Here is a 13,703-nt window from a genome sequence, read left to right as displayed (position 1 = left end):
AAACACTGGAGCGCGTCGTCACCAGCGTACCGATGCCCTCGGATCGGTGCGCCCACGGGCATCGAGGGGGCGCCGAGCGGCCGTCGGGCCGAGGAGCGAGGCTCGCGCTCCGAGCCGCCTCCCTCTATCGTTCACCGGAACGATTACCAGGAGGGGTCACCCCGAATGCAACCCATCGTCCACGACGACCGCGACGTCCGCGGTCCCAGCCGGCGCACACTGCTGACCGGTGCCGCCGGGCTGGCCGGGCTCGGCCTGCTCACGCTCACCGGGTGCAGCTCCGGCGCGGCAGCCGGCACCGCGGCGTTGCCCGAGGCCGCCGCGACCGGCGCCACCCGAGCGGGGGGACGGCTCCGGGTGGCACGCCCCGCTGCCTCCGCCGCGGAGACGCTCGACTCGGCCAGCTCGCTGTCCGCCTACGAGTACCTCGGCGCCCTGTACAACCGGCTGGTCAGGCTCGACGAGCAGGGGACGACCGTGCCCGACCTGGCCGAGGAGTGGTCCGCGAACGCCGACGGCACCGAGTGGACGTTCCGTCTCCGGCGTGGCGTGCGCTTCCACGACGGCGCACGGTTCACCGCGGACGACGCGATCGCGAGCATCCGGCACATCCTCGACGAGGCGACCGCGTCGCCGCAGGCCGGGGTCCTCGGTGAGGTCATGGACGCCTCGTCGATGACCGCGGTCGACCCGTACACGCTCCGGTTCGCGCTCACGAAGCCGAACGCCGAGTTCCCGTCGCTGCTCACCGCCTACCAGTGCTACATCGTGCCGGCGGGCGCCGTCGCGGACATCGGCCGGACGGGCATCGGCACCGGTCCCTTCCGCCTCTCGTCCTTCACGCCCGCCGGTGCCGGGAGCGTCGAGGCGTTCGAGGACCACTTCGCGGGCCGCCCGACGCTCGACGGCATCGACTTCTTCTCCGTCCAGGACACCACCGCGCGCGTCAACGCCCTGCTCGCGGGCCAGGTCGACCTCATCTCGCAGACGAACCTCGACTTCGCCACCGCCCGGGTCGTCGCGGCCTCGGACCGCGCGACGATCGCGCGCTCCACGAACGCGCAGTGGTACACGATCCCGATGCTCGCGACGAGTGACGAGTTCGCCGACCCGAGGGTCCGACAGGCGATGAAGCTCGCGTACGACCCGCGGACGATCGTCGACACGGCCCTGCAGGGCACGGGGGCGCCCGGCTGGGACAACCCGGTGCCACCGCAGCTCGCCGCCTTCGTCGACGAGCACCGCGAACACGACCCGGACAAGGCGCGCGCACTGCTCCGGGCCGCCGGTGCCGAGGGGCTCCGCACGTCCATCTACACGTCGTCCTACGAGTCGGTCTTCACCCCGATGGCGGTGGCCTACCGCGACGCGGTCGCCGACGCGGGCATCCGGCTGACGATCCGGAACGCGAGCGCCGACTCCTACTACACCCAGATCTGGATGCAGAAGCCGCTCATGGTGAGCTACTGGTTCACCGGGCGACCGATCGACCAGCTGCTCAACCAGATCTTCCGCACCGGATCCTCCTACAACGAGAGCGCCTGGTCGAACCCGACCTTCGACACGCTCCTCGACGACGCCCGCGCCGAGATGGACGACGCGAAGCGCCGGACGCTCTACCAGGACGCCCAGCGGCTCGTCGTCGAGGACGGCGCCGACATGACCCCGATGTTCGGGGACCGCCTGGTCGGGCTGTCCCGCGACGTCGTCAACTACTCGGAGTACGGCTTCGAGTTCGACTGGCTCCGGATCGGACTGCGCCGATGAACGTCCTCGTCCCCGCCCTCCGTCGACTCGGCATCGCCGTGCTCACGGTGGTCCTCGCATCACTGTTCGTGTTCCTCGCGGTGCAGGCGCTGCCCGGCGACGTCGCGCAGCAGCTGCTCGGGCAGAACGCCACGCCCGAGGCGGTCCAGCAGCTCCGGGCGACCCTCGGGCTCGACGAGAACGTCTGGCTCCGGTACCTGCAGTGGCTCGCCGGCGCCGCACACGGCGACTTCGGCACGTCGCTCGTCAGCGGCGAGCCGGTGGCGCCGACGCTCCTCACGGCGTTCCGGAACAGCATGCTCATCGCCCTCCCGGCGATGCTGGTCGGCGTGACGCTGTCGCTCGCGCTCGGCGTGCTCGCGGGTGTCCGCCGCGGTCGTGCGACCGACCGGGTCGTCTCGACCGTCAGCCTCCTCGTGATGAGCGTCCCCGAGTTCATGGTCGCGACCGTCCTGGTGCTGCTGTTCGCGATCGGCCTGCCGGTGTTCCCGGCCGTCGTGCTCCGCGGGAGCGACGCCACCGTCGCGGAACTCCTGCCGACCGTCTGGCTGCCGATCGTCGTGCTGACGCTCGCGATGGCGGCGTACATCCTCCGCACCGCGCGCTCGTCGACCATCGACGTGATGGCGTCCGAGTTCGTGACCACCGCCGAGCTCAAGGGCCTGACGATGCGCAGGGTGGTGTGGAAGCACGCACTGCCGAGTGCGCTGCTGCCGACGCTCAACGTCATCGCGCTCAACGTCGCCTGGCTGCTCGGCGGGGTGGTGGTCGTGGAGAACGTCTTCAACTACCCGGGCATGGGCAAGCTCATGCTCGAGTCGGTCTCGAACCGCGACCTGCCGACCATCGAGGCGATCGCGCTCCTGAGCGCCCTCGTCTACGTCGTCTGCAACCTCGCGGCCGACCTCGTCGCCCTCGCACTCGACCCGAAGCTCCGTACGCGGCAACGCCGCACCCGGACCCGCCCGGTCCGCAGCACACGGAAGGCCCACGCATGACCGCCGTCGCCCCAGGCTCCCGCAGCGTCCTCGGCGCGGCCGTCGCGCCGTTCCGCAGCTCGACGGCACTCGGCGTCGGCCTCGCGTTCATCGCCGTGCACCTCGTGCTGGCGGTGCTCGCGCCCGTCATCGCCGGACACGACCCCGTCGCGACGGACGCCGCGGACGTGCTCGCCGGCCCGAGCTGGGCCCACTGGCTCGGCACGGACCAGTACGGACGCGACCTGCTGTCGCGCACGCTCAACGGCGGCCGGTACGCGCTGCTCGTGACCTTCCTCGCCACCACCATCGCCGTCGCCGTCGGTAGCGTCCTCGGCTGCGTCACGGCGTACGCGGACAACTGGTTCGACGAGGTCGTCATGCGCGTGGTCGACGCGCTGCTCAGCGTGCCCTCGATCCTCGCACTCCTCGTCGTCGTGACCGTCTTCGACGCCGGACTCTGGGTCATCGTGCTCGCGGTGACCGTCGTCTACGCACCCGCCGTCACCCGCGTGGTCCGTGGTGCCGCGCGGACGGTGATCACGCAGGACTACGTCACCGCGGCCCGCGCCCGCGGCGAGCGCGCCGTGTCGATCGTGTTCCGCGAGATCCTGCCGAACGTGCTCGACGTCGTCCTCGTCGAGTTCGCCATGCGGGCGTCCTGGATCGTCCTGCTCGTCGCGTCGCTGTCCTTCCTCGGCTTCGGGGCGAACCCACCGACGCCCGACTGGGGGCTCATGGTGCAGGAGAACCGGACGGCGCTGACCGTGGTGCCGCTCGGCACCCTCGCGCCGATCGTGGCGCTGGCGACGCTCGTCGTCGGCCTCAACCTCGCCGCCGACGGGCTGGCCAAGTCGCTCGGCGTCGACCGCGCACAGCAGGGAGCGGGCGCATGACCGACCAGCAGACCGTCCACCGCCCGCAGTCGGGGGAGCCCGAGCAGCGGCCGCTCGTGCGCGTCGAGGACCTCGCCGTGTCCTACGCCGCCGGGCGTCGCACGGTGCCCGTCGTGCGCGGCGTGTCCTTCAGCGTCGCCGCTGGTCGCACGCTCGGCCTCGTCGGTGAGTCGGGCAGCGGCAAGTCCACCGTGGCCCGCACCCTGCTCGCACACCTGCGCGCCGGGTCGCGCATCACCGGCGGCCGGGTCCTCGTCGACGGTCAGGACGTCTTCGCCCTCTCGGCCGCGGGGCGTCGGGCGCTGCGGGGCGGGACGGCCTCGGTCGTGGCGCAGAACGCCGGGCAGGCGCTCACCCCGTCGATGCGCGTCGGGGAGCAGGTCCGCGAGGCCCTGCGCGCACACGGCGAGCCCGACGGGCCCGACCGCGTCGCGGAGCTCGTGCGGCTCGTCCGGCTCCCCGACCCCGACACCATCGTCCGGCGCTTCCCGCACCAGCTCTCCGGTGGGCAGCAGCAGCGCGTCGCCATCGCCATGGCGGTCGCCGCGCGCCCGCGCGTCCTGGTGCTCGACGAACCGACGACCGCACTGGACGTGGTCACGCAGGCAGCCGTCCTCGACCTCGTCGCCGACCTGGGCCGCGAGCTCGGCATGGCCGTGCTGCTCGTGAGCCACGACCTCGGGGTGGTGTCCGCGATGGCGGACGAGATCGCCGTCATGCGCGCCGGTGAGGTCGTCGAGCACGCCGCGACGGCGGCGCTCTTCGCCGCGCCGCAGCACGAGTACACCCGCGCGTTGCTCGCCGCGGTACCGGACGGCCGACGGCCGGAGCAGCGACGGCCGGAGCAGCGCCGGACGGGAGGCGCGGACCGCCCCCGGCGCGACGCGCGCGTCCCTGGGACGGTCGCCGACACCGCGACCGGCAGCGCGCCTCCCGGGTCGCCGGTCGAGCCGGCGGTCGAGCGCCCCGTCGTCGACGCCCAGGACCTGGTGGTCCGGTACCGACGCGGCCTGCCGGCCGCCGTCGACGGTGTCTCGTTCGCCATCGCGCCGCGCGAGACCCTCGCGGTCGTGGGGGAGTCGGGCAGCGGGAAGTCCACGCTCGCGACGACCCTCGCCGGCCTCGTGCCCGCCGAGTCGGGCTCGTTCACCTACGACGACGGCACGGTGCGTGGTGACCTCCGCGAACCGGTCGCGGCGCGGTCGCAGGAGCTCCGACGTGCCGTGCAGCTCGTGTTCCAGAACGCCGACACCTCGCTCAACCCCCGTCGCACCGTCGGTGCTGCCGTCGGTCGGCCGCTCCGGCTGTTCACCGGGAGCTCCTCGCGGGCGCGCGTCGGCGAACTCCTCACGCAGGTCGGACTCGGCCCGGAGTACGCCGACCGGCTGCCGGCGCAGCTGTCCGGCGGACAACGGCAGCGCGTGGGCATCGCCCGCGCTCTGGCAGCCGAGCCCCGGCTCGTGATCGCCGACGAGATCACCACGGCGCTGGACGTGCAGGTCCAGGCCGGCATCCTCGCGCTGCTCGACGACCTCCGCCGCGAGCGCGGGCTGAGCTGCCTGTTCATCAGCCACGACCTCGCCGTCGTGCGGGGCGTCGCCGACCGGGTGGCGGTGATGACCGGCGGGCGCATCGTCGAGGTCGGTCCGACCGAGCGCGTCTTCACCGGGACGAACCACCCGTACACGCGCACCCTGCTGCGGGCGACGCTCGAACCGGGGCAGACCGAGCTCCCCGACGTCGGCGACGGCGTGCAGCGCTGGCGGGACGCCCCGGGCTGGACGGACCACGGCGACGGACACCGCACGAGGAACTGGGAGGACGCATGAGCACCCCGCACCTGACCGCGATCGGTCCCGACCTGCGGCTGCCCGAGGGCGTCACGGTCCGGGACGAGTGGATCCCGATGCCCGACGGCGTCCGGCTGCACGCGCGCACCTGGGCTCCCGCCGACCCCGACGGACCGCTGCCGGTGCTCCTGGAGTACCTGCCGTACCGGCTCGACGACTGGACCGCCCCCCGCGACTCCGAACGGCACCCCTGGTACGCGCAGCACGGGTACGCGTCGGTCCGGGTCGACATCCGCGGCACGGGGTCGTCGGACGGCTTCTTCGACGACGAGTACAGCGAGCAGGAGCTCCGTGACGGCGAGGCGGTCATCGCGTGGCTCGCCGCGCAGCCGTGGTCCTCGGGTGCGGTCGGGATGTTCGGCATCTCGTGGGGTGGCTTCAACGCGCTGCAGCTCGCCGCACGGGCCCCGGCGGCCCTGCGGGCGATCGTCACGGTGTGCTCGACCGACGACCGGTACGACAACGACGTGCACTACGTCGGCGGTGCGGTCCTCGGCATCGACATGACGGCCTGGGGCGCCACCATGTTCGCCTTCAACTCGCGACCGCCGCGTCCCGAGGTCGTCGGGCCGGACTGGGTCGACCGGTGGCGGGCACGGCTGGACCGGAACCGGCCGATGACCCCCGTGTGGCTGTCGCACCAGGAGCGCGACGACTACTGGCGGCACGGCAGCGCGGGTGAGGACCACTCGGCGATCCGGGCAGCGGTGCTCGCGGTCGGCGGGTGGGCGGACCCCTACCGGGACGCCGTGCTCCGCCTGGTGGAGCACGTCGACGCACCGGTGAAGGGCATCGTCGGTCCGTGGTCGCACCAGTACCCGGACCGCGGTCTCGCGCCGGGGCCGTCCATCGGGTTCCTGCAGGAGACGCTCCGGTGGTGGGACCGGTGGTTGCAGGACGTCGACACCGGGGTCGAGGACGACCCGGCCCTCCGCGCCTGGATCAACGAGGGCGAGGCCCCCGCCACCCACTACGCCGAGCGCCGGGGCCGGTGGGTCGCCGCCGAGGCCTGGCCGTCGACCGCCTCCGCCGACCGCACGGTCCCCCTCGACCTGCTGCGCGGTGGTGGGGACGGCCCGGTGGTCGTGCGGTCGCCGCAGCACACCGGGGTCGACGCCGGTCGGTTCTTCCCGTTCGGCAACGCCACCGACCTGCCGCCGGACCAGCGCGCCGAGGACGGCCGCTCGGTGTGCTTCGACCTGCCCGTCGACGAGGCGTTCGACGTCCTCGGCAACGTCACGGTGCGCCTCACCGTGACGAGCGACCTCCCGCGGGCGACGCTCACGGTCCGGCTGTGCGACGTCGCGCCGGACGGGTCCTCCACACTCGTGACCCGCGGCGTGTGCAACGCCGCGAAGCGGGCCGGAGCCGACCGTGCCGACCCGCTCGAGCCCGGCGTGCCGACCGAGCTGGACGTCCGGCTCGTCTCGACCGGACACCGCTTCGCCGCGGGCCACCGGGTGCGGCTCGCGGTGTCCTCGTCGTACTGGCCATGGGTCTGGCCGCACGGTGCCGCGGCGACCGTGACGCTCGACCCGGCGACGTCGTCGGTCACCCTGCCCACGTGGACGAGGGCGACGGACGACGGTGTGCGGTTCGAGGAGCCGGTCCGGTCGACCCCCCTCGCGATCGAGCGGACCTCGCCCGTCGACCCGCTACCGCAGCGGACCGTCACGCACGACGTGGAGACCGGCGAGTGGACCCTCGACGTCGACCCGGGGTACGGCGGCGGCCGCGTCTACCCGGACGGGCTCGTCTTCACCGAGGACGCGCGCGAGACGTACCGGATCCGACAGGACGACCCGACGAGCGCTCGTGCCACCTCGCGCTGGGCGATCGGGCTCGACCAGCCGGATTGGGCGGCACGGGTCGAGACGACGTCGGACGTGACCGCGACGGCCGACGCCTTCCACCTGGTGAACACCGTGCGCGCCTGGGCCCGCGACGGCGCGACCGGAGCGCCCGAGGTGCTCGTCGCCGAGCACACCTTCACCGACGAGGTCCCGAGGACGTCGGCGTGACCGGGGCCTCCCGCGTCCGGCAGCGTCCGGAGGTGCGCCGGGCGATGATCGTCGACGCGGCGCGCGCGGTCATCGTGCAGCGCGGCGTCGGCGCGACGGGCCTCCGCGACATCGCGGCGGCGGCGGACGTGTCGGTCGGCACGGTGACCTACCACTTCGGCAGCGTCGCGGAGATCCTCAACGAGGTCGTCGTGCTCGAGACGGAGCGCTTCTACGGTGCGATCGTCGCCGCGGTGGACGCCGAGCCGGACCCCGTGGTCGGACTCCGCATGCTCGTCGGACCACTGTTCGGCGACACCGAGCAGGTCCGGCAGCACTGGCGCATCTGGTCGGACTACTGGACCGCCGTCGCCCGACGGCCGGAGGTCGCAGCGGAGTACGCCGAACGGATCCGCGTGTGGGAGGCGTGCCTCGTCCGTGTGGTCGAGCGCGGGCTCGCCGACGGCGTGTTCCACACCGACGACGGCCCGGAGGTCGTGGCGCTGCGACTCGCGGCCTACAGCGACGGTGTCGCGACGCAGATCGCGCAGGGCGTCCCGACCCTCACCAACGCGGTCGCGCTCGCGTGGATGTGGCGGTTCCTGTCCCAGGAGCTGGGGATCGACGCGGCAACGATCGCGGGCGCGGGGCAGGGGACCCCCGACGAGGGCTGACGTGCCCCGGTCCTGCTCCGCCGGAGCGGGGCAGCGCCGGAGCACGTCAGCGCCGGTGCGCGCTCGTCTCGTGGTCGTCGAACAGGACGTCGGGAGCGTCGACCCGGCGGTCGGTCACGGTGGTCGGGCTCTCGAGGTGCACGGCGCCGGACGGCAGGATGCCCGCGCCGCCGAAGCGCTCCATCACCCGCCACTGCGCGACGACGTCCTCGCCGGAGTGCTGCGGGGGCAGGGCGTCCCAGAACCGGAAGCCCCCCACCTGTTCGAGGGCGTCACGGTCGTAGACGACGCACGCGCCGACCCAGGCGACCCGGTAGGGCACCCACCCTCCGGTCTCGACGTCGAGCTCCGCTGCGACGTGTGCCAGGTTCGCGGCGTTGTGCAGCGACAGCCGGTCGAAGCCGGGCGTCCCGCGGCGAACGACCTCGGGCACGACCGGGCCGTCCCACGGTTCGAACACGGCGGTCTCGTGCGGTCGACGGTCCTCCAGGTACGACAGGCCCTGGACGGCGCTGCCGACGAAGCCGCACCCCAGGTCGCGGAGCGCGTCGAGCATCCGGCGGACGGTGCCCGGTTCGAGCCAGACGTCGTCGTCGAGGTAGAGCACCGCGGGAGCGGTCGCGTGGTCGAGGAGGTGCTGGCGGTGTTCCGCCAGACCACGCCGTTCCGGGTGGGCGAGGAGCGTGACGGGACGGCCCTGTGCCTCCAGGACGCGGAGCATCGCGGCCACCGCCGGTTCGGAGGCGGCGTCCTGGCCCGCTGACTGGTCGCTGAGGACCAGGCGCAGGTCGACGTCGGTCTGTGCCGCGAGCCCGGCGAGCGTCGTCGCGAGCTCGGCCGGCCGCCCGACGGTCGGCACCAGGACGTCGACCTCGGCCGGACCGCGGTCGTCCGTCCGGGGGCGTGCCCAGGCACCGGACCAGCGGGCGGCGGTCACGGTGCCGGGTCGGGCTCGACGGCGGGTGCCGTGGAGTCCGCGGTGTCGGTCGCCGGAGCCGTGCCGGCGGCTGCGGCCGCGGCGGCGGTGGCCTCGCGGATGCGCCGCACGACCGCGGTCGTCGAGTGCTCCGGCACGTAGTCGACCATCACGACCTCACCGCCGTACGCCCGGACGACCCCCGTCTCCTCGAGCATCTCGGGGGAGTAGTCGCCGCCCTTGACGTAGACCTCGGGGCGCAGGCGCTCGATGAGCGGGATCGGGGTGTCCGTCGCGAAGACGGTCACGAGGTCGACGCAGGCGAGGGCTGCGAGCACGCCCGCCCGGTCCTCGGCGGTGTTGATCGGACGCTCCGGACCCTTCAGCCGGCGGACCGAGTCGTCGTCGTTGAGGGCGACCACGAGCAGGTCGCCGAGCTCGCGGGCCTGCCGGAGGTAGGTGGTGTGCCCGCGGTGCACGACGTCGAAGCAGCCGTTCGTGAAGACCACGCGACGGCCGGCGGCACGGGCGGCGTCGACGGCCAGGGCGAGGTCGTCGTGGTCGACCACGGTCGCGGCGGGGGCCGTCACGGAGTCGATCAGGGCCGCGGCGGTGCAGACCGAGGTGCCCGCCTCGCGGACCACGACGTCGGCGGCGGCCTGCGCCACCGCGATCGCGTCACGGAGCGGAGCACGCACGGCCAGGGCGACCGTGGCGGCGGCACAGAACGTGTCGCCCGCGCCGGATGCCTGCTGCTCCGACGCCGGCGTCGCGCGGGTTCGGAAGGCCTGGTCCGCGCCGGGCTCGAGCAGGACGGTGCCGTCGCGGTCGAGGGTGACGACCGCCGCACGGGCGCCGCTGCGGGCGAGGACCTCCTGCCGGGCGTCTACGACGACCGGCACCCGGGCCGAGCCGGCTCCGAGGTCGCGACCGAGCAGGCCGGCGGTCTCGCCGGCGTTCGGGGTGACCAGGTCGGGGTGCAGGTCGGCCCACCGCGTCAGGTCGTGGGCATCGACGACGACGGTACCGGGGCGGTCGCGGTCGAGGACGGGCACGACGTCCTCGGGTTGCACACCGAGGCCGTAGTCGCACACCACGGCGGCGTCGGCGCCCCGGACGGCGCGGGCGACGGCCTCGCCGAGGCGGGTACCGGCGTGCGCGTCCGGCGTCGCCGCGATCTCGTCGACGCGGACGACCACGCGGTCGCCGCCGACCACCCGCGACTTCGTGGTGGTGCGGGCACCGGCGACCTCGACCAGGTGGGTCGTGTCGACGCCGGCGGTCTCGAGCCGGTCGCGGAGGACGCGTCCGGACTCGTCGTCACCGATGAGTCCGACCATGCGGACACGGGCGCCGAGGGCGCGGGCGTTCACCGCCGTGTTCGCGGCGCCGCCCGGGACGGCGACCGTCTCGGTCACACGGACCACGGGCGCCGGGGCCTCGCGGGAGACGCGCTCGGCCTCCCCGACGGTCCAGCGGTCGAGGATGCAGTCGCCGATGACGACGACGAGCGGTTCGCGGTCGTCGACCGAGGCGACCAGGTCGCGGACGAGACGGACGTCGGCGGTCATCGGGTTCCTCCGGTGGTGCGTGCGGGGGCGGACTCGAGGTGCACGACGGTGGTGGTCGTCATCTCGTCGAGCAGGTGCGGGCCGTAGCCGAAGCCGGCGCCCGAGGCCCCGCGCGGCTGGGCGCTGCCGCCCGGTGCGCCGCCGAACACCGCGTTCACCTTGACGGTGCCGACGGGGAGCTCGGCTGCGGCGCGGAGGGCGTGACCGGTGTCGCCGGTGAGCACCGTCGCGGCGAGGCCGTACCGGTCGGCCGCGGCGAGGCGCAGGCCCTCGTCGAACGACTCGACGACGCGGACCGGTGCGAGGGGACCGAAGGTCTCCTCGGTCATCACGACCATGTCGTCGGTGCAGTCGGTCAGGACGGTGGCCGGGTAGAACGTGCCGACACCGCCGGGCGTCGTCCCGCCAGTGCGCACGGTGGCGCCGCGCTGCACGGCGTCGTCGACGTGCGCCTGCACCGTGCCGCGGAGCCGGTCGTCGACGAGCGGACCGAACTCGGCGGCGGGCGATGCCGTCCGTCGCTCCGCCTCGGCGACGAGCGCCGCGGTGAACTCCTCGGCGACATCGCGGTGCACGTAGACGCGCTCGACGCTCGTGCAGATCTGACCCGTGTTCGCGAAGGCGCCGAGCGCGACCTGTGCGGCGGCCCACGCGGGGTCCACGTCGGCGTCCACGACGACCGCGTCGTTGCCGCCGTTCTCGCGGATGACGTGCGCGCGCGTGCTCGCGGCGACCTCGGAGAGGCGGTCGCCGGTGGCGGTGGAGCCGACGTGGGCGTACACGTCGATGCCGTCCTGCTCGAGCAGCGCCTCGCCGGTCGAGGCGTCACCGTCGACGCCCACCAGGACGCCCTCCGGCAGGACCTCGGCCAGCAGCGTGTTCAGCCGGGCGATCGTGCCGGGGCACCGCTCGCTGCCCTTGTGCACCACGGTGTTCCCGGTGACGAGCGCGGCACCGAGGATCCCGAGCGCCACGGCCACCGGGTCGTTCCACGGCGTCAGGGCGAGCACCACGCCGCGGGGGTGGGGGACCGACCAGTCGGCCGCACCGAACTGCCCGCGGAGCGCCTCGCCGCGGTGGACCGGGCCGAGCTCGGCGTACTGCACGAGCGTCCCGATGCCGGCCTGCACGCCGCCCATCGCGTCGCCGGGCACCTTCCCGGTCTCGCGGGTGTTCAGGTCGGCGAGCTCCTGGGCGTGGTCACGGAGGTGCGCTGCTGCTGCGTGCAGCAGGGCTCCGCGCTCCGCCGGTGCGGTGCGCGCCCACGCGGGTGCGGCCGCCCGTGCGCGCGCGACAGCGTTCGCGACGTCCTCGCTCGTGGAGCGCGGGGTCGTCGTGGCGATCGACCCGTCGACGGGGTCGGTGACGACCATGTGGTCGGTGTCGGTCGCGGTCGCTGACGGGGTGGCGAGGGTCATGGTGTCCTTCCGGAGACGGGCGTACGGTTCCACGCTGCTCCCGGGGACCTGTGCGGGGTGCCGGTTTCGGGTGCTCGGTCCGGAGAGCGCACCGGTCGGGTCCGGGACGGCGTCGGCCCGGCAGCGCTCTCGGCTCGGTTCCGGTAGACGGGTGTGGTGCAACTGATCGGCAACGGTGGAGAACGCTTCGACGACGTCCGGGAGATCGCGGTGCTCCGCGGCGGTGGCCTGGGGGACCTGCTCTTCGCGGTCCCCGCGATCGAGGCGCTGCACGCCGCGTACCCCGACGCCCGCATCACGCTGCTCGGGAGCCCGCTGGCCTCGGCGGTCCTGCGCGGACGGACCGACGCGGTGCACGCGTTCGAGGAACTCCCGGTGTCGCCCGGGGTGCGGGACGCCGGGGAGGGTGCGCCGGCGCTGCACGACTTCGAGTCGCGGCTCCGCGGCCGGTTCGACCTCGCCGTCCAGCTGCACGGCGGCGGTCGGAACTCGAACCCGTTCCTGCTGCGCCTCGCCGCACCGCACACCGTCGGCACCGCGACCGAGGACGCCGAGGTCCTGGAGCGGTGGGTCCGCTACGTCTACTACCAGCACGAGGTGCTCCGCGGGCTCGAAGTCGTCTCGCTCGCCGGTGCCGCCCCGGTCACCCTGGACCCGCGCGTGCACGTGAGCGCCGAGGAGCGCCGTGCCGTGCGCGACCGCCTCGGCGTCGCCGGCCACCTGGTGGCCGTGCACCCCGGCGCGACGGACCCGCGGCGCCGGTGGAGCCCCGAGCGGTTCGCAGCCGTGGTGTCCGCGCGGCTCGACGCCGGCGACGACGTCGTGCTCGTCGGCGACGCGACGGACGTGCCGGCGGCGCAGGCCATCCGCGGTGCCGTGCCGGTGGCCCTGCACGACCGTCTCCACGACCTGACCGACGCCCTGCCGCTCGCGGAGCTCCCCGCGGTGCTCGCGGCCGCTGACGTCATGGTCGGCGACGACTCCGGCCCGCGGCACCTCGCCGTCGCGGTCGGCACCCCCACGGTCGGCGTGTTCTGGTTCGGCAACGTGGTGAACGCGGGCCCGATCGACCGCGGACGGCACCGGGTGCACATGTCCTTCGTCACGCGCTGCCCGGTGTGCGGCATCGACGTGACCCAGGTCGGGTGGACCGCTGAGCGCTGCGAGCACGACCCGTCGTACGTCGACGAGGTCCAGCCCGAGGCCGTGCTCACCGACGTCGAGGACCTCCTCGCGACCGTGCGACCCCGGGAGCGAACGGCCGCACCGGTCGTCTGAGCCGGCGCAGGAGTGCACCCGGACGCCGGCTCCGACCCCGTCGGGAACCGAGCGATCGGGCGGGACGTGCCACGCGCACTGCGCCGAGCGTGCGCGATTCGTCGCCGGGCGGCGTCGAGCGTGACGGATCGGGCCCGCTCGGCAGGGCGGGAGCGAGCGGACGCGAACGAGTCCGGGCAGACGGGGACGACCCCGACCGGGCAGGACACGCCGGAGGCGTGCCGGCGCGCGGGCGCAATCTGTCGGCGTGCGCTGCCGAGCGTGACAGATCTGGCCCGCTCGGCGGACGGAGGCGACCGATGGAGCGGGCCGGGCCGGCCACGGACGTGACGGGAGGCGCGGTACCGACCGGCACC

Annotated in this window: 10 protein-coding genes; 7 read left to right on the top strand and 3 right to left on the bottom strand. The window is 74.1% G+C overall.

Annotated elements, in window-relative coordinates; translation table 11 throughout:
- The first annotated feature begins 165 nt into the window (after nt 1–165).
- The 6 genes from M3677_RS08310 to M3677_RS08285 are packed head-to-tail and all read left to right on the top strand — an operon-like array spanning nt 166 to nt 8,164.
- Nucleotides 166–1,767, top strand: a complete 1,602-nt coding sequence (locus tag M3677_RS08310; protein ID WP_251160233.1) for an ABC transporter substrate-binding protein — start codon at nt 166–168, stop codon at nt 1,765–1,767.
- Nucleotides 1,764–2,765 (top strand): ABC transporter permease, encoded by a 1,002-nt coding sequence (locus M3677_RS08305; RefSeq protein WP_209682659.1) that lies wholly within the window; start codon nt 1,764–1,766, stop codon nt 2,763–2,765. The genes M3677_RS08310 and M3677_RS08305 overlap by 4 nt, the downstream gene beginning before the upstream one ends.
- A complete protein-coding gene (locus M3677_RS08300) occupies nt 2,762–3,640 on the top strand; it encodes an ABC transporter permease (RefSeq protein ID WP_209682656.1) in 879 nt (292 codons plus the stop codon). The genes M3677_RS08305 and M3677_RS08300 overlap by 4 nt, the downstream gene beginning before the upstream one ends.
- Nucleotides 3,637–5,469, top strand: a complete 1,833-nt coding sequence (locus tag M3677_RS08295) for an ABC transporter ATP-binding protein (RefSeq protein WP_251160232.1) — start codon at nt 3,637–3,639, stop codon at nt 5,467–5,469. The genes M3677_RS08300 and M3677_RS08295 overlap by 4 nt, the downstream gene beginning before the upstream one ends.
- A complete protein-coding gene (locus tag M3677_RS08290) occupies nt 5,466–7,511 on the top strand; it encodes a CocE/NonD family hydrolase (RefSeq protein WP_251160231.1) in 2,046 nt (681 codons plus the stop codon). The genes M3677_RS08295 and M3677_RS08290 overlap by 4 nt, the downstream gene beginning before the upstream one ends.
- Nucleotides 7,508–8,164: a TetR/AcrR family transcriptional regulator gene (locus M3677_RS08285; RefSeq protein ID WP_251160230.1), complete on the top strand. Its 657-nt coding sequence runs from the start codon at nt 7,508–7,510 to the stop codon at nt 8,162–8,164. Before M3677_RS08290 ends, M3677_RS08285 begins: the two co-directional genes overlap by 4 nt.
- A gap of 46 nt (nt 8,165–8,210) precedes the next feature.
- Here M3677_RS08285 and M3677_RS08280 read toward each other — a convergent pair whose 3' ends face one another.
- The 3 genes from M3677_RS08280 to M3677_RS08270 are packed head-to-tail and all read right to left on the bottom strand — an operon-like array spanning nt 8,211 to nt 12,069.
- Entirely contained in the window at nt 8,211–9,101 is an 891-nt protein-coding gene (locus M3677_RS08280; RefSeq protein WP_066654242.1) for a glycosyltransferase family 2 protein, read from the bottom strand.
- Nucleotides 9,098–10,651, bottom strand: a complete 1,554-nt coding sequence (rfaE2, locus tag M3677_RS08275; protein WP_209682645.1) for a D-glycero-beta-D-manno-heptose 1-phosphate adenylyltransferase — start codon at nt 10,649–10,651, stop codon at nt 9,098–9,100. Before rfaE2 ends, M3677_RS08280 begins: the two co-directional genes overlap by 4 nt.
- Nucleotides 10,648–12,069 carry an aldehyde dehydrogenase gene (locus M3677_RS08270; protein ID WP_209682643.1) on the bottom strand — a complete coding sequence of 474 codons (1,422 nt, stop codon included), beginning with the start codon at nt 12,067–12,069 and terminating at the stop codon, nt 10,648–10,650. Before M3677_RS08270 ends, rfaE2 begins: the two co-directional genes overlap by 4 nt.
- Nucleotides 12,070–12,225: 156 nt before the next feature.
- On the opposite strand from M3677_RS08270, the gene M3677_RS08265 reads away from it, so the two are divergent.
- Entirely contained in the window at nt 12,226–13,347 is a 1,122-nt protein-coding gene (locus M3677_RS08265; RefSeq protein WP_209682640.1) for a glycosyltransferase family 9 protein, read from the top strand.
- The last annotated feature ends 356 nt before the right edge of the window (nt 13,348–13,703 follow it).

The sequence above is a fragment of the Curtobacterium sp. P97 genome, assembly GCF_023712445.1.
In the GTDB taxonomy this organism is placed as follows: Bacteria; Actinomycetota; Actinomycetes; order Actinomycetales; family Microbacteriaceae; genus Curtobacterium.
The sequence above is the reverse complement of the archived record's forward strand: the minus strand, read 5'-3'. Positions and strand labels throughout refer to the sequence as shown.